This window comes from Streptosporangiales bacterium (genome assembly GCA_009379955.1).
Lineage (GTDB): Bacteria > Actinomycetota > Actinomycetes > Streptosporangiales > WHST01 > WHST01.
In genome coordinates this window covers 1-16112 of sequence record WHST01000142.1, presented here as the reverse complement: position 1 = coordinate 16112, position 16112 = coordinate 1, and the positions used below count along the sequence as shown (strand labels likewise).

The following is a 16112-nucleotide window of genomic DNA, read 5'->3' as shown; positions in this document are numbered from 1 at the left end:
CGGCGAGCGCGGCGCGGGCCGAGCGCGCGGACTCTCCCGCCGCGCGCGCGGCGCCGGGGACCGCCGCGGCGATCGCGCGGACGGCGTCCGCCAGCTCGGCGGCGCGACTCACCGGCGTGGCGGCGGGCTCGGCAGTGACGGGCACCGCGTGCAGTCGTGCGAGCAGGGCGCCCACCTCGGTGAGCAGGCCGGGCGCGTCGACGTCCTCGACGTGCTCGCCCTCGAACCACTCGTACGTCATCAGGCCGGTCGCCGGCTGCGCCCTGCGCAGCTCCGGCACCGGCAGGCCCGCGCGCTCGAGTGCCGCGTGCCGGCGAGCGAAGCTGCGGGCGAACCCGGGCTGGTGGATCTTGACCAGGCAGGGGTCGGACGTCTGCCGTCCGACGACGCCGACCCAGCGGCGTTCTGGCTTGTACCGCAACGGTTCCACACATCGCTCGGCCTTCGCGAGCATACGCCGCAACGCCGGTAGCCTGCGGTCGCTCGTGGCGTCGACGACGGCCAACCGGAGCCCGTCGTCGACGAACGTGCCGAGACCGATCCTGTCGTGCGCGCCGACCGAGCGCAGCTTGTCGAGCTTCGGTGCCGAGCCCGGCCCGTACGCCTTCACGAACGCCTGCCGGTGGCCGGATGTCGTGCGCAGCGCGAGCCCGGCGACGAGGCTCGTCCGCGGCTTGTACCTCAGGTACGTGACGCGGCCCTCGACCAGCGCGTCGCCGGCAGGCAGCCAGTGCGCGAGCCGGTCGGCGAGCGCCTCGACGTCGAGGGCCAGCCGGATCCCGGGGAGGTCGGGCTCGCGGTGGGCGAGATCACGGTCGGCGGCGGTCAGCACAGCGGTGCCATGGAGAGCGTGGGAGCGTCGTCCGCGGAGGTCCGCGGGCGCTCGGGGCGGACGATCCGGCCGTGTTCGAGGCGGATGACCATGTCGCAGTCGGCGACGTGGTCGTCCTCGTGCGAGATGACGAACGTCGTGCGGCCCTGGGTCAGCCGGCGCATCGCCTCGAGCACGTGTCGCGAGTTGTGTGTGTCGAGCCCGGTCGTCGCCTCGTCGAGGATGATGATGCGCGCGTCGCGGAGCATGGCACGGGCGATCGCGATGCGTTGACGTTGCCCGCCGGACAGGCTCTCGCCGCGTTCGCCCACGACGGTGTCGTAGCCTTCGGGCAGTCGCGCGATGAACTCGTGCGCGTTGGCCTGGTGCGCGGCGGCCTCGACGGCCTCGTCGCTCGCGGACGGGCAGCCGTACCTGATGTTCTCCCTGACGGTCGTGGCGAACAGCACCGTCTCCTGCAGGACGACCGCGACCTGCGACCGCACCGACTGCAGCGTCAGGTCGCGCAGGTCGTACCCGTCGACCAGCACCCGACCGGCGACCGGGTCGTGGAACCGCAGCAGCAGCGACGCGAGCGTCGACTTGCCCGAGCCGGACGGCCCGACGAGACCGACCCGCGCGCCGCTGCGCACGTGCAGGTCGATGCCGGCGAGGGCGAGCGTGCCGGGCTCGTACGACACGTGCACGCCCTCGAAGTGCACGTCACCGCTGAGGCGCGGCGCCGAGCGGGCGTCGGGACCGTCCTCGACCTCGGGCTGCGTGCTGAGCAGGTCGATGATCCGTTCGCCGGACGCGGCGGCCTTCGCCAGCCGGCCGGTGTACTTGGCGAGGTCGCGCATCGGCTTGAACGCGCCCTTGAGGTAGCTGACGAAGACGACGAGCTCGCCGGGGGTCAGGTCGCCGGAGATCGCGAGCGAGCCGCCGCCGAGCAGCACGGCGCCGGTGGCCAAGCCGATCAGCAGGTCGGTCCTGCGTTCGAGTCCGGCGGCGAGACGCGACGCCTTGACGCTGTCGCGCAGCGCCTTGCTGTTGCTCCGGTCGAACACGCCGAGGAGGACCCGCTCCAGGGAGTACGCCTGGACGACCTTCATCGCGCCGAGCGTCTCGCCGGCCGTCCCGGCGAGGTCGCCCTCCTGCTTGCGCTGCTTGCGCGCGGCGCTGGTGATCTTCCTGCTCTGCTCCGAGCCCGAGTACAGGAACGCGGGGAACACGCACAGCGCGATCAGCGCGAGCCGCCAGTCCATGACCACCATGACCGTGGTCATGCCGAGGAGCGCGATCGTGTTGCCCAGCAGGGGAAGCGCGGCCGTGACCGCGACCTCCTGCAGCCTGCCGACGTCGCCGACCAGGCGGGTGAGGAGGTCACCGGTCTTCGTCCGGCCGTGGAACCGCAGCGACAGCCGCTGGACGTGCGCGAAGATGTGTGACCGCACGGCCGTCATCGCCCTCGTGCCCGCCAGCGCGAAGCACACGGTGGTGAGGTACGACATCAGCGCGCGCAGCGCGGCTGCGAGGAACACCGCGATCGCGGCGACGACGAGCAGGGTGACGACGCTGTACCCGCCGGTGGCGTTCGGCGTGACGACCGCGTCGATGACGACCTTGAGCGGCCACGGCTCGACGAGGCGGAACGCGACCTCGAGGAGGAGGGTCAGCAACCCGCCCGCGAGCAGCGGACGTTGCGGACGCAGGTACGGCCCGACGAACCCGAGCGTGCGGCGCAGGCTCGTCACGGTGCTACGCACGTCCGGACGGTCGTCCTTGGTCATCGAGTCGTCCTCGCTCATCTACGCGGCCTCCTGGCCTGTCGCGGGCAGCCGGAACCCGGCGGCGTCGAGGGAGTTCGCGACCACGCGGGTCCAGGTGTGTCGCGCTTCGGCGGTCGCGCGTGCGGCGCGGCCGAGTCGTTCACGTCGCTCGCCGTCCGCGCGCAGCCGGGCGAGCTGCGTGGCGAGTGCGGCAGCGTCGCCCGGCGGGACGAGGACGCCGTCGACGCCGTGGGTGAGGGTCGTGCTGACCTGCCCGATGTCGCTCGCGACGACGGGAAGGCCGGCCGCGAGGTACTCGTACACCTTCAGCGGCGAGAAGTAGTGACCGGCGGACTCGGGATACGGGGCGACCGCGACGTCCATCCGGTGCAGCAGCTGCGGGACGTCCGCGGGCTGCACCGCTCCGGTCTGCTCGACGGCGGACCCGATGCCGAGCGACCCGACCTGTCCGGCGAGCGATTCACGCAGCGGCCCGTCGCCGACGACGAGCAGGCGCGTGTCGGGGTGTGCACGGTGCAGCCGGGCGAACGCGTCGACGAGCACGTCGATGCCGTGCCAGGGCCGGAGCGAGCCGACGAAGCCGACGGTGAACGGCGTCGACCGCCCACGTCGCGTCGCGGGCGCGATCCGGTCGACGTCGACGCCGTTGGGCTGCACGACCACGGGTGTCGTGTCGCCCGCGTACGTACGCGCCCATGCCGCGACGGCGTCGGACACGCAGACGGCGACGGTCGCGTCGCGGACGGCGCCGGTGAACACGGCCTCCGCCTCGGCGCGGTGGACGAGCGTCCGGTGTCGTGCCTGCTCGTCGATCAGCGGCGCGTTGACCTCGAGGACGGCGGGAACGCCCACGTGCCTGGCGTACGCCATGCCCGCACTGCTCCACAGCGAGTAGCGCTCGTACACGAGGTCGTACGCGCCGGCGGAGCGCAACGCCTCCGCGGTCCACCCGTCCGCGCGCATGCACTCGACCTCGCGGGCGGCCGGTTCCTTGTGGCGTGGCATCGGCAGCATGTGCACGTCGGCGTTCGCGAGGATCCCCTGCGGGACGCCCCCGGTGCGCCGGCAGAACAGGTCGACGCTCGCGCCGCGCGACAGCAGCACGCGCAGGACCTCCTGGACGTGCACCGATGCGCCCTTGGTGCCGAACACGGGAATGCCCGGGTCCGCGCAGACGTACGCGACGCGCATCATGACGCCACCTCCACCTTGTCGTGCCGAGTCATCAGGTCGTCGAGGTCGTGTGCCTGACGCCTCACGTCGAAGTCGCGCTCGACGAGCGCGCGTGCCTCGGTGACGACCTTGGTGCGCAGTGCGGAGTCGTGCAGGAGCCGCGCGATCGCGTGGGCGAGCGCCGTGGCATCGCGCTGCGGGACGAGCAGGCCGGTGTCCCCGTCGCGCACGATCTCGCTGATGCCGGTGACGTCCGTCGAGACGCAGGGGGTGCCGAGAGCCATCGCCTCGAGCAGCACGGTCGGCAGGCCGTCCTGGTTGCCGTCGGAGCCGACGACGCAGGGCGCGGCGAGGACGGACGCACCACGCATCGCTTCGCGGACGTCCGGCTGCGGAAGGGGCCCGGTCAGCTCGACGACGTCGCCGAGCCCGAGGCGTGCGACGTGCTCGCGCAGCGCGCCGTCGAGCTCGCCCGTGCCGACGAGCCGGCACCGGAAGTCGACGCCGTCGTCGGCGAGCAGCCGGCACGCGTCGAGCAGGACGTCGAAGCCCTTCTTCTCGACGAGCCGGCCGACAGCGAGCACGACGGGCGGCCGGTCCGCCGCGGTCTCCTCGAACGTGAACGCGTCGAGGTCGAGCCCGTTGTAGACGCGGTGGACGGTGCCTGCGTCCGTGCCGTACCGGTCGCGCAGGAAGCGCGCGTTGTAGTCGCTGACGGTCACGACATGGTGGGCGTCGGCGAGCTTGCTTCGCAGCTCGGCCGGGTCGGACGACTCGTGGTAGATGTCCTTGGCGTGCGCGGTGAACGAGTACGGCACGCCGGTGAGCACCGCGGCGAGCCGTGCGACCGTGGTCGCCGCCGTCGCGAAGTGCGCGTGCAGGTGCGTGATGCCGCGGGCACGTACCTCCTGGGCCAGCTCGATCGCCTGGCAGGCGTCCTCGACGTCGGCGGCGAGGAGCTCGGGGAGCAGTCGGGGCAGTGACGGCAGGTCGGGCAGCGCGGCCGAGAGGTGCGACCACACCTCGTCGACCTTGCGCCTGCGCTGCAGGTACGTCACGGAGGCCCGGACGCGAGCGAGCGTGTCGTGGAACCTGCCGTCGACGGGCGGGCGGAGGGAGAAGACGTCGATGCGCGTGCCGTGCGCCTCGCGGGCCAGGATCTCCGAGACGACGAACGTCTCGGAGAAGCGGGGGTAGACCTTGACGACGTAGCCGACGCGGTCAGGCGACATGCTCGGTCTCCCTCGCGGTGCGGCCTGCGATCGCGTCCTCGACGAGCGCTGTCGCGAGCCGCGGCAGGCGGCCGAGTCCGTCGAGGTCGACTCCGGGGTGGATCCTGGTGGGGCGTCGTACGGCGGCGGCGAGCCAGGCGCCGAGTCGTTCCGGCCGCAGCTCGTCGGGATGCATCGTGTCGAGCAGGCCCTTGGCGGCGAGGTCGTTCGCGCGGATCAGCTGCTCGGTGCGCGGCCGCACACGCGGGACGACGAGGAACGGCTTGCCGCGTGCGACGGTCTCGCAGACGGTGTTGTAGCCGCCCATCGCGGTGACCGCCGACGCGCCGTCGAGCCAGCTCTCGACCGCAGGCAGGAAGTCGCAGACCCGCACCCGGCCGTTGTGCGCGGCGACGCGGCGGACACGGTCGCGGTCGGCCTCGGGCATCTGCGGTCCGAGGGCGAGCACCCCCGAGTGTCCGTCGGGCATGGGCGCGCGGACGAACGCCTCGGCGAGCAGGGCGCCGTCGCTGCCGCCGCCGACCAGGCAGAGTGCGTACGGTCGCTCGGCCTGGCTGCGTGCCGTGCACGACGACATCGGCTCGGGTCCGACGGGCCTGCGCTGCGCGAGGTAACCGGTGGCCACGACCTTGCGCCGCGCCTCCTCGTCGAGGCCGAGCGAGGTCGTAGGGTCGTGCACCTGCCGGTCGCCGTACAGCCAGATGCCCTCGTACCACCGGTCGATCGCCTCGTTCGACCGGTCGGCGTCCCACTCGGCGCGGGCGCGGGCGGGCTCGTCGAGCACGTCGCGCAGGCCGAGCACGACCTTCGTGCCCGCCGCGGTGAGTGTGTCGAGCGCGGGCTCGAGCTCGCGGCGGAACCCGCGCGGGTGCTTGTCGACGATCAGCAGGTCGGGCGTGAACGAGCGCAGCGCCGCGCGGATCACCGCGGCGCGCAGCGCGGTCAGCTCCGTCATGGGCACCGCCAGGTGGCGCGGCCCGTACGTCCCGGCGTCGTCCTTGGTCAGGCTCGGCAGGACCACCACGTCGGCGCCCGTCGGACGCCGCATCCCCGCGGCCTCGGGCGCGCCCGTCACCAGCAGGATGTCGGGCGCGGGGCGCAGCTCGCTCAGCGCACCGGCGATCGCCAGGTTCCTGCGAATGTGACCGAGGCCCTGCGCGTCGTGGGAGTACAGGGCGATGCGGGGCCGGCGCGATCGGGAGCTGCGCTGTTCGGGGTGCATGTCGACAAGCGTCGGTCCGGCGGGTGATAGCCCCGTTAACCAGCGATGAGGGTTCTCTCATGCACGAGGGGGCGGCACCGCCCCGACCGTGCTCGACCGCCGTGCCCTCAACCGGGCCACCCTCGACCGCCAGCTGCTGCTCTTCGTCGCGGCGATCTGGTCGGTGGTTCACGTGATCAACGTGGACTTCACCTCGTGCCGGGACGAGGTGAAGTCCATGTCGGTGAGGTGAAGCTCCGCCGATGACCCTCGGAGCGCACCCGTGAACGGCACCCACACCGTGCCCCGACGCGGTGAGGGTGCCCCTCACGGGTTACGGTCCCGGGACTTCCGCCGGGGTTGTCAGTGGTAGGCGTGGCCATGGCGACGCCTGGCACTGACAGCTCATCGGCGCGGTGGGTCGAATTCAGGCGCATTACCGACCGACGCGGATCACGAAACAATAACGAATAAGCAGCCGCGGGGCGGCGACCACGCAGCGACCGGGAAGCGTGGCAGGCACAGGAGCTGCCTCACCCCGTAGATGCGCGCTGTTCAGGACGATCGACTTAAACAATCAAATAGAGGGGTGAGGCAGCGGACCCCACAGTCAGCTGCCCCACCACCGAAGAAGACCTAACTGTTGATGGTTTCCTTCACCCACGGCCAGTAGAAGTCGGTCGTGGTGTAGACCTCCGGGGTGTTGAGGCAGCCGGACTCGCCACCGCTGCGGCTGTCGACGCCGACGATGCGCCAGACGCCGTCGACCTTCCAGAGCAGTGGGCTGCCGGAGTCGCCGTTGCAGGCACCGGCGGTGTCGTTCTTGGCGCGGGAGACGCAGACGTCGCCTGGGGTGGCGTCGTACTCGTCGCCGAAGTGGCAGTCGGCGTGGAGCAGCAGCTTCGTGTCGAGCTGGCGGATGTCCTTGGGTGCGGAGGCCGGGTCGCCGTCGACGGTGACGCCCCAGCCGATCATCCGGACGGTCTCGTCGGCTGGCGGGTGGAGGATGTTGTTGATCGGCGTCTCGGTCGACGGGGTGGCGAGCTTGATCAGGCCGATGTCGCCCGCGCTCTCCTGGCCTGCGCCCCAGTAGGGGTGCGCCACGAACTGCGCCGCCTCGAACTTGGCGCCTGCGGTGTTGTCGTTGTCGCCGATCCTGACCATGAAGTCTGCGGGGTTCAGCAACGTGCCGTCGAGCTGCGCGACGCAGTGTGCCGCCGTGACGACCCACTCCGCGGCGATGAGTGCGCCGCCGCACCGGTGCGGGCTGGGGCGGTCGCCCTGGTCCTTGTACTGCATCGACGCGGCGAACTTGTACTGCTAAGGAGCCTCTTCCTCATCTCGTCCCTTCGTCTGATCCCGGCCGCGACCGTACGGCCGCGCCCGGCCGAGAAGGTAGGCGAAGGTGACTTCAGATCGGCGTCAGATCGGATTCACGCAGGTCAGAGCCGCTGGTACATGATGTGCAGGCCGACGTAGCCCTCCGTGGGGTGGAGGAAGCCCTCTGGCACCGTGCCGATGATCTCGAAGCCGAGCTTGCGCCACAGAGCGACCGCGGGCCTGTTGGCCTCGACGACGGCGTTGAACTGCATCGACCGGTAGCCGTCCTCACGCGCGAGCTCCAGCACCCGCTCGCCGAGTGCCCTGCCGACACCGTGCCCCGCACGTGCGGGGTCGACCATGAAGCTGGCGGTCGAGACGTGCGACGCGGGCCCGCCGTGGTTGGGTCCGGTGACGGCGCTGCCGAGCACGGTGCCGTCGTCGTCCACCGCAACGACCGTGCGGACGGGTGGTCCGGCGAACCACCGGGCGCGTGCGACGTCCTCGGGGATGTCGCGGTCCCACGAGAACGTCTCACCCGCGGCGGCGATGCCGCGCATGAACGCCCAGATCGCGGGCCAGTCGTCGAGGGTCGCGTCCCTGATCTGCATGCCACCAGCATCGCGCACGCCACCCGCGGGTCGCCAGCCGATTCACCAGACGATGGACAGGATCTCGGTGACGGCCCTGGTCACGTCCGCGTCGCCGTCGAGCGTGGAGCGGTCGCGCGCGATGTCCGGGGTGATGCCGCGGGTGGCCAGGCGCCAGAAGGTGTCGGCCGACATCGTGACCGTCCCGATGGCGCCGTCCGTCGCGTCCGTGTGCGCCCAGGCCCGACCGTCGGACCGCACCGCCCAGCTGCCTCCCGCCGCGCCGTCGACGCGGAGGACGGCGGCGCTGCCCGCCGGGCGTGTGAGGTCGCGGCCGCTGAGGTGCAGCGCACGGGCGAAGGCGTCGAGCGCGGGACGGCTCAGGTCGGCGTCGGCCGCGGTGTCGCGGTGTACGGTGTCGCGGACCTGCTGCTCATGTCGGGTGTCCACGGCATTGCGCCGCGGCGCTCAGCCTTTCACGGGCGTGAGGCGCGCGGCCGCGGCGACCGCGAGCGGGTCGAGGTCGGCGGTGTCGCCGGACTCGACGTGGGCGAGGAGCTTCACGCGCATGCGGGGTTCCCAGAACTGCCGGATGTGGTGGGCGATCGCTTCCGCGGCCTCGGTGGGCGGCAGGTGGTGGAACTGCACGGCGATCTCGTTCGCCAGCCGCACCTGCGGGTTCGTCGTCGTCACGGTCGTCAGTCCACCAGTGCCGACTCGGCCAGGTCGGCGTCACGGGCGACCTCGTCGTCGCGGGTACGCGGGCGGGCGACTCCGACCTGGACGGCCGTCACCTTGTACTCCGGGCAGTTGGTCGCCCAGTCGGAGAGCTCGGTCGTCACGACGTTCGCACCGGTCACCGGGAAGTGGAACGTCGTGTAGACGACGCCGACGGGCATGCGGTCGGCGATCTTGGCGTGCAGCGTGGTCTCGCCGACCCGGCTCGCCAGCGTGACGAGGTCGCCCTCGCTGATGCCGCGGTCCTCGGCGTCGTGCGGGTGGATCTCGAGGATGTCCTCGGAGTGCCACGCGACGTTGCCGGTGCGCCGGGTCTGTGCGCCGACGTTGTACTGCGACAGGATGCGGCCGGTCGTCAGGATGAGCGGGAACTTGCGCGTGCTGCGTTCCTCGGTCGGGACGAAGTGGGTCGGCACGAACCGGCCCTTGCCACGGACGAAGCCGTCGACGTGCATGATCGGCGTGCCGCTCGGCGCCTTCTCGTTGCACGGCCACTGCACGCTGCCGAGGCGGTCGAGCAGGTCGAACGAGACGCCCGCGAACGTCGGGGTCGTGGCCGCGATCTCGTCCATGATCTCGCGCGGGTGGTCGTAGTGCATGTCGTAGCCCATCGCCTGCGCGATCTCGCACGCGACCTGCCACTCGTGCTTGCCGGTCTTGGGCTCGATGGCCGGACGCACGCGGTTGATCCGGCGCTCCGCGTTGATGAACGTGCCGTCCTTCTCCAGGAACGACGTGCCGGGCAGGAACACGTGCGCGTACTTCGCGGTCTCGTTGATGAAGAGGTCCTGGACGACCACGAGGTCCATCGCCGAAAGCGCGCCGGTGACGTGCTTGGTGTTGGGGTCGGACTGCGCGATGTCCTCGCCCTGGATGTAGAGGCCGCGGAAGGTGCCGTCCATGGCGGCGTCGAACATGTTCGGGATGCGCAGGCCGGGCTCGGAGAGCAGCGGCCTGCCCCACATCGACTCGTAGATCTCGCGTACGTCGTCGTCGCCGACGTGCCGGTAGCCGGGGTACTCGTGGGGGAACGAACCCATGTCGCACGAGCCCTGGACGTTGTTCTGCCCGCGCAGTGGGTTGATTCCGACGCCGTCGCGGCCGAGGTTGCCGGTCGCCATCGCGAGGTTGGCGAGGCCCATGACCATCGTCGAGCCCTGGCTGTGCTCGGTGACGCCGAGGCCGTAGTAGATCGCGCTGTTGGGGCCGGCGGCGTAGATGCGCGCGGCGTCGCGGAGGTCGGCCGCGGGCACGCCGGTGATCTCCTCCATGGCCTCGGGGCTGTTGTCCGGCTGCGCGACGAACTCCGCCCATGCGTCGAAGTCCTCGCATCGCTCGCCGACGAACGTGCGGTCGACGAGACCCTCGGTGACCACCACGTGCGCCATCGCGTTGATGACGGCGACGTTGGTGCCCGGCTTGAGCGGTAGGTGGTGCTTCGCCTCGATGTGCGGCGTGCGCACGAGATCGATGCGCCGCGGGTCGACGACGATCAGCGTGGCGCCCTCGCGGAGCCGCCGCTTCATCCGGGACGCGAACACCGGGTGGCCGTCGGTCGGGTTGGCGCCGATGACCATCATCACGTCGGCCTTCGCGACCGAACGGAAGTCCTGGGTGCCCGCCGACGTGCCGAACGTCGTCTTCAGCCCGTAGCCCGTGGGGGAGTGGCACACCCGCGCGCAGGTGTCGATGTTGTTGTTGCCGAACGCCGTACGCACCATCTTCTGGACGACGTAGCACTCCTCGTCGGTGCACCGCGACGACGTGATGCCGCCGATGGCGCCGGGACCGTAGGTCTGCTGGATCTCGCGCATCCGCGTCGCGATGAAGCCGATCGCCTCGTCCCACTCGACCTGACGCCAGGGGTCGGTGATCTTGTCACGCATCATCGGGTGCAGCACGCGGTCGGAATGGGTGGCGTAGCCGTACGCGAACCTGCCCTTGACGCAGGAGTGGCCCTCGTTGGCGCGGCCGTCCTTCTGCGGCACCATGCGCACGACCTCGTCGCCGCGCATCTCGGCCTTGAACGTGCAGCCGACACCGCAGTAGCCGCAGGTGGTGAGCACGCTGCGGGTCGGCATGCCGAGATCGATGACCGACTTCTCCTGCAGCGAGTCGGTCGGGCACGCCTGGACGCACGCGCCGCACGACACACACTCGGAGGACAGGAACGACTCACCGGCGCTCGCGGCGATTCGCGAGTCGAACCCGCGGCCGGTGACGGTGAGCGCGAACGTGTTCTGGATCTCGTCGCAGGCGCGGACGCACCTCGAGCAGACGATGCACTTGGTGGGGTCGTAGCTGAAGTACGGGTTGCTCTCGTCGATCTGCTCGTGCAGATGGTTGGCGCCGTCGTAGCCGTAGCGGTTGTGCACGAGCCCGACCTCGGTGGCGCGGTCCTGCAGCTCGCAGTCGCCCTCGCCGTTGCAGCCGCGACAGTCGGCCGGGTGGTCGGAGAGGTAGAGCTCCATGACGCCCTGGCGCAGCTTGGTGAGCTTCTGCGACTGCGTCGTGACGTTCATGCCGTCGCGGACGGGCGTGGTGCAGGAGGCGGGCGTGCCCTTCTGGCCGTCGACCTCGACCAGGCACAGCCGGCAGGAGCCGAACGCCTTCAGCGAGTCGGTGGCGCACAGCTTCGGGACGTCGACCCCCGCGAGCGCGGCGGCGCGCATGACGGAGGTGCCCTCGGGCACGGAGACGGTGCGGCCGTCGACCTCGACGGAGACGGTGTCCTCGCCTGTGCGGGCCGGGGTTCCGAGGTCGTGGTCTTTCATGATCGTCATGAGTTGCCCTCCGTCACCGTCGGTGACTCGTGCTGCGTGGTGCCGTTGTGTTCCCCGCGGGCGACGAAGTCGTCGCCGAAGTTCAGTATCGCGCTGCGCACCGGCATCGGCGTGAGACCGCCCATCGCGCACAGCGATCCCTCGGTCATCAGGTCGCAGAGATCCTCGAGCAGGACGAGGTTCTCGTCGCTGTCGTCGCCCGCGACGATGCGGTCGATGACCTCGACGCCGCGCACCGAGCCGACGCGGCACGGCGTGCACTTGCCGCACGACTCGACGGCGCAGAACTCCATCGCGAACCGCGCCTGCATCGCCATGTCGACGGTGTCGTCGAACACGACGAGGCCGCCGTGGCCGATCATCGCGTTCGCCGCGGCGAACGCCTCGTAGTCCATCGGCAGCTCGAACCGCGACGGCGGGACGTACGCGCCGAGTGGGCCGCCGACCTGCACCGCCTTGACCGGGCGGCCCGACCTGGTGCCGCCGCCGTACCGCTCGACGAGGTCACCGAGCGTGATGCCGAACGCGGTCTCGAAGATCCCGCCCCTGGCGATGTTGCCGGCGAGCTGGAACACCTGAGTGCCGCGCGAGCGTTCGATGCCGTGCTCGGCGTACGCGCTGCCACCCTCGGCGAGGACGGCGGGCACGCTGCCGAGGGTGAGGACGTTGTTGACGACCGTCGGCTTGCCGAACAGGCCCTCGAGCGCGGGGATCGGCGGCTTGGAGCGCACCTGACCGCGCTTGCCCTCGAGGCTCTCCAGCATCGAGGTCTCCTCGCCGCAGATGTACGCTCCCGCGCCCACCCGGACGTGCAGGTCGAAGTGCAGGTCGGAGCCGAGGATGCGTTCGCCGAGCCAGCCGCGTGCGTATGCGATGTCGATCGCGGACCGCATGGTGGCGACGGCGTCGGGGTACTCCGACCGGATGTAGACGTAGCCCTCGGTCGCGCCGACGGCGTGGGCGGCGATGACCATGCCCTCGATGAGGGTGAAGGGGTCGCCCTCCATCAGCATGCGGTCGGCGAACGTGCCGCTGTCGCCCTCGTCGGCGTTGCAGCAGACGAACTTCAGCTCGCCCTGCGCCTCGAGCACCGTCTTCCACTTGATGCCGGCGGGGAAGCCCGCGCCGCCGCGACCCCGCAGGCCGGACGTGACGACCTCGGCCACGACGTCGGACGGGGAGAGCACGAGCGCCCTGCGGAGCCCGGCGAGCCCGCCCGCGGCCTGGTAGTCGTCGAAGGAGAGGGGGTCGATCACCCCGACGCGCGCGAAGCACAGCCGCGTCTGGTCGCGCATCCACGGCAGCTCGTCGACCGGGCCGAGCCGCAGGTCGTGCGCGGCGCCGTCGAGCATGCCCGCGGCGACCAGGTCGTCGACGCCGTCGGGCGTGACGGGACCGTAGCCGACGCGGACGCCGTCGACCTCGACCTCGACGAGGGGTTCGAGCCAGAGCATGCCCCGCGACCCGTTGCGCTTGAGCCGCAGCTCGCGACCGGCGGCCGCGGCGGCGCCCTCCAGCGCGACCGTGACCTCGTCGGCGCCGACGGACCTGGCGGCGGAGTCACGCGGCACGTAGACCGTGACGGGACGGTTCACGGGGCCACCGCCTCGTCGACGAGCCGGTCGAGCCGATCGGGGTCGACCCGCCCGTACAGCCGGTCGCCGATCATCACGGAGGGACCGAGCGCGCAGTTGCCGAGACAGAAGACCTGGTCGACGGTGACGCCGCCGTCCGCCGTCGTGCCGCCGGGTTCGACGCCGAACCGGGTGCGCGCGTGGGCCATCAGGGCCTCGGCGCCGACCGACTGGCACGCCTCCGCGCGGCAGATCTGCACCCGCGTGCGACCGGCGGGGGCGTCGCGGAAGTCGTGGTAGAAGGACACCACTCCGTGCACGTCGGCGCGGGAGAGGTTGAGCTCCTCGGCGATGACCGGCACGACCTTCGGATCGACGTAGCCGAGCTCCTCCTGGATGCCGTGGAGGATCGGCATGAGTGCCCCGCGCTCGGCGCGGTGTGCGGCCACGATCTCGCGTACGCGGCCCGCGAGCGACTCGTCGGCTCGATCGGTCGTCACGACCTTCACCCACCTTCGTCGGTCGGCTGGACGGTGCCGTCCGCCGGACCGGAGTCATGCCGATCCACTTGCAGGATAACGGTCATCGGGCGAGACGGCACGGGGCGTCGCGGAATCCGCAACTGAACCACGATGCGGAACCATAGTCGACGCGGTGAATGTCATTACACACCGGGGAAGTCGTGCACCACCATTGTGGTGGTGCCACAAGATCGGGCGAGGGAATCTTGTGCCCACGGCTGCCTGTGCCGCACCGGGCGCTGCGGTGAAGATGGCTGCCACACGTCGGGCGTCCCGGCGTTCGACGCTGGGATCCCGGATGAACGGACCTGCTGCACCGGACACGCGGCCCGCTGTGGGTCGTGCCCGCGCGTTGCCCGCCGAGGTGCCGTTGCGGATCGTCCTCGTCGACGACCACGTGATGATCCTCAAGGGGCTCAAGGCCATGCTCGCGCCGTTCGGCGACCGCGTGCTGGTCGTCGGCGAGGCGACGGACGCGGACTCCGCCGTGTCCGTCGTCGCGAAGGAGGAGCCCGACGTCGTGCTGTGCGACGTTCGGCTGCGGGGGGCGAGCGGCCTCGACCTGTGCCGCCGACTGCTCGAACGCGACCGCGCCTGCCGGGTGGTTCTCCTGTCGGTCTACGACGACCAGCAGTACGTGTTCCAGGCGCTGCGTGCCGGGGCGTCCGGCTACCTGCTGAAACGCATCGACGGCGAGGAGCTCGTCCGCTATCTGCAGCACGTGCGCGACGGCGAGACGGTGATCGACCCGACGCTGGCCGGGCAGGCGGTGGGCGCCGTCGCCCGACTGCAGAAGGGCGAGTACTGGCCGGGTGCGGAACGGGGGCTCACCCACCGGGAGAGCGAGGTGCTCGCCCTGCTCGTCGCCGGCCTGTCGAACCGCGCGATCGCGGCCCGGCTGACGCTGGGCGGGGAGACGGTCAAGAGCCACGTGAGGTCGCTGTACCGCAAGCTCGACGTCACCGACAGGACGAAGGCGGTGGCCGTCGCCCTGCGTGAGGGAATCTTCCGGTGACGTCGCAGATCCCCGCGGTGTCGCAGTCGGAACGCGCGCTGCTGCGTGCCGTCATCGACGCGATCTCGGCGGGTCCCGCGGTGGAGACGCTGGCCGGCGGTGTCGCCGAGCTCGTGGTCAGGGCGACGTCCACCGACGTGTGCTTCGTCCACGTGCTCGACGACACCGAACGCTCGCTCACCCTCGCCGGTGCGACGCCGCCGTTCGACCGCGAGGTCGGACGCGTACGCCTGGCGCTCGGCGAGGGCATCGCGGGCTGGGTGGCGCTGCACCGCAGGCCGGCAGTGATCGCCGAGGCCAAGCACGCCGACCCGCGGTACAAGCCCATCCCGGAGCTGCGTGGCAGGGACTTCACGTCGATGGCGTCGGTACCGATGGCGAACAGCCAGGCAGGGCTCGTCGGCGTGCTCAACGTGCACACCAGGCAGCGCCGGGCGTTCGGCGCGACCGACGTCGCGCTGCTCGCCCGAGTCGGCGGACTGGTCGCGGGAGGGCTGCACGTCGCGCGCCGGCACCGGCAGCTCGCGGCCAGGGAGCGTGCCCATGAGCAGTTCGCCGACCAGGTCGTGGCTGCCCAGGAGGCCGAGCGCAGGCGGCTGGTCGGCGACCTGCACGACGGCATCTCCCAGCGCCTGGTGAGCCTCGCGTACCACCTCGATGCCGCCAGACACACGGTCGCCAGCAGTCCGGACCGGGCACTCGAGCAGCTCCGTGAGGCGCGTGAGCTCGCCGACCTCGCGCTCGACGAGGCGCGCAGCGTGGTCTCCGGCCTCCTGCCGCCCGTCCTCGACGACCTCGGGCTCGCCGGCGGCCTGGCCAGCGTGGCGCGCGGGCTCGCCGGGGTCGACGTGCGCCTCGACCTGTGCGACACGCGGCTCCCCGAGCACGTCGAGGTGGCGCTGTACCGGATCGCCCAGGAGGCGATGCAGAACGTCGTCAGGCACGCCGACGCCTCGTCGCTCCAGGTCACCTACGCGTACGGCCGCGGCACCGCGCGCCTGGACATCGCCGACGACGGGGTGGGCTTCGACCCCGGCCGCGACAGCCCGACCACCGAGCCCGGGTCGGGTGGGTACGGCCTGGCCAGCATGGCCGAGCGGGCGAAGATCGTCGGCGGACGCCTGACCGTCCGCTCGGCACCCGGCGACGGCACCCGGGTGACGCTGGTGGTGCCGGCCCCCGTGCGCTGAGGCGCGTGGCGAGTGCGCTTCACCTCACGAAGGTGGACTTCACCTCGTCCCGGCACGAGGTGAAGTCCCCGTTGATCACGTCAACCACTGGGGGACCCTGGCGGGCCATCCCCTACGGGTGAAAAGTAGGGGGTGGCCCGCGGTGTCCCTGGCGACGGCGTGATCACAACGGTG

The 16112-nt window shown here is 71.4% G+C and carries 14 protein-coding genes; 2 read left to right on the top strand and 12 right to left on the bottom strand.

Annotated features, from left to right (window positions below):
- The 12 genes from GEV10_28330 to GEV10_28275 all read right to left on the bottom strand — a co-directional run.
- Positions 1-832: phosphotransferase (locus GEV10_28330; GenBank protein MQA82325.1), on the bottom strand; the 832-nt coding region annotated here is incomplete at its 3' end.
- Entirely contained in the window at positions 826-2619 is a 1794-nt protein-coding gene (locus tag GEV10_28325) for an ATP-binding cassette domain-containing protein (GenBank protein MQA82324.1), read from the bottom strand. The genes GEV10_28330 and GEV10_28325, both read right to left, overlap by 7 nt.
- A complete protein-coding gene (locus GEV10_28320; protein ID MQA82323.1) occupies positions 2620-3792 on the bottom strand; it encodes a glycosyltransferase in 1173 nt (390 codons plus the stop codon).
- A complete protein-coding gene (locus GEV10_28315; protein MQA82322.1) occupies positions 3792-5006 on the bottom strand; it encodes a glycosyltransferase in 1215 nt (404 codons plus the stop codon). Before GEV10_28315 ends, GEV10_28320 begins: the two co-directional genes overlap by 1 nt.
- Positions 4996-6228, bottom strand: a complete 1233-nt coding sequence (locus GEV10_28310; GenBank protein MQA82321.1) for a glycosyltransferase — start codon at positions 6226-6228, stop codon at positions 4996-4998. The genes GEV10_28315 and GEV10_28310 overlap by 11 nt, the downstream gene beginning before the upstream one ends.
- 615 nt (positions 6229-6843) lie before the next feature.
- The gene (locus GEV10_28305; protein ID MQA82320.1) at positions 6844-7506 is read right to left on the bottom strand and encodes a trypsin-like serine protease; all 663 of its coding nucleotides are present in this window, start codon (positions 7504-7506) and stop codon (positions 6844-6846) included.
- A 143-nt stretch (positions 7507-7649) separates the two neighbouring features.
- Positions 7650-8138, bottom strand: coding sequence for a GNAT family N-acetyltransferase (locus GEV10_28300; protein ID MQA82319.1), 489 nt, complete (start codon positions 8136-8138; stop codon positions 7650-7652).
- 42 nt (positions 8139-8180) lie between these two features.
- Positions 8181-8567 carry a hypothetical protein gene (locus tag GEV10_28295; protein ID MQA82318.1) on the bottom strand — a complete coding sequence of 129 codons (387 nt, stop codon included), beginning with the start codon at positions 8565-8567 and terminating at the stop codon, positions 8181-8183.
- Between the two features lie 18 nt (positions 8568-8585).
- Positions 8586-8810, bottom strand: coding sequence for a formate dehydrogenase (locus GEV10_28290; protein MQA82317.1), 225 nt, complete (start codon positions 8808-8810; stop codon positions 8586-8588).
- Positions 8811-8815: 5 nt separating this feature from the next.
- Complete coding sequence (locus GEV10_28285; protein ID MQA82316.1) at positions 8816-11638, bottom strand: formate dehydrogenase subunit alpha; 2823 nt, start codon at positions 11636-11638, stop codon at positions 8816-8818.
- Entirely contained in the window at positions 11635-13233 is a 1599-nt protein-coding gene (locus GEV10_28280) for a formate dehydrogenase (protein ID MQA82315.1), read from the bottom strand. Before GEV10_28280 ends, GEV10_28285 begins: the two co-directional genes overlap by 4 nt.
- Complete coding sequence (locus GEV10_28275; protein ID MQA82314.1) at positions 13230-13712, bottom strand: formate dehydrogenase subunit gamma; 483 nt, start codon at positions 13710-13712, stop codon at positions 13230-13232. The genes GEV10_28280 and GEV10_28275 overlap by 4 nt, the downstream gene beginning before the upstream one ends.
- 319 nt (positions 13713-14031) lie before the next feature.
- On the opposite strand from GEV10_28275, the gene GEV10_28270 reads away from it, so the two are divergent.
- Both GEV10_28270 and GEV10_28265 read left to right on the top strand, forming a co-directional pair.
- A complete protein-coding gene (locus GEV10_28270) occupies positions 14032-14748 on the top strand; it encodes a response regulator (protein MQA82313.1) in 717 nt (238 codons plus the stop codon).
- 8 nt (positions 14749-14756) lie between these two features.
- A complete protein-coding gene (locus tag GEV10_28265; GenBank protein MQA82312.1) occupies positions 14757-15938 on the top strand; it encodes a GAF domain-containing protein in 1182 nt (393 codons plus the stop codon).
- The last annotated feature ends 174 nt before the right edge of the window (positions 15939-16112 follow it).